We start from the raw sequence: 336 nt of genomic DNA, 5'->3' as shown, positions 1-336 counted from the left end.
AAAGATACCAAGCAATTCAATGCGATGCTGGCCAAGCTGGACCCGAAAAAACCTGCCGTGTTATTGGTGAGGCGCGAAAACGCATCGCAGTTTGTGCTGATACGCCCGCAAGCGCAGTAAAGCAAACTGTTGCGCTGACCTTAAGTTGTTCCTAAGCTGCCCCTAAAGTGGGCAGTTTTTTTATTTTGAGTGGCTTGTGGGTTGACGCTGTTTTTCTGAATCTCCAGGTTTGGCGCGCCTTCTGGCCAGTTTTTGCTTTGAGAACCGCATCAAACCTCAGTGTACAGTGCTGTGAAGTACGCCGCAGACATAAAATATGCCAGTATTTTGCTGATC

At 48.2% G+C, this 336-nt stretch carries 1 protein-coding gene; it reads right to left on the bottom strand.

Features of this window, described 5'->3' with window-relative positions; translation table 11 throughout:
• Positions 1-151: 151 nt before the first annotated feature.
• The coding region (locus KDM89_RS20880; RefSeq protein ID WP_212689750.1) for a hypothetical protein at positions 152-336 on the bottom strand (185 nt) is incomplete at its 5' end.

This window comes from Cognatundibacterium luofuense, assembly GCF_018139685.1.
GTDB lineage: Bacteria > Pseudomonadota > Gammaproteobacteria > Burkholderiales > Burkholderiaceae_D > Undibacterium > Undibacterium luofuense.
This window is presented reverse-complemented; position numbering and strand designations above follow the sequence as displayed.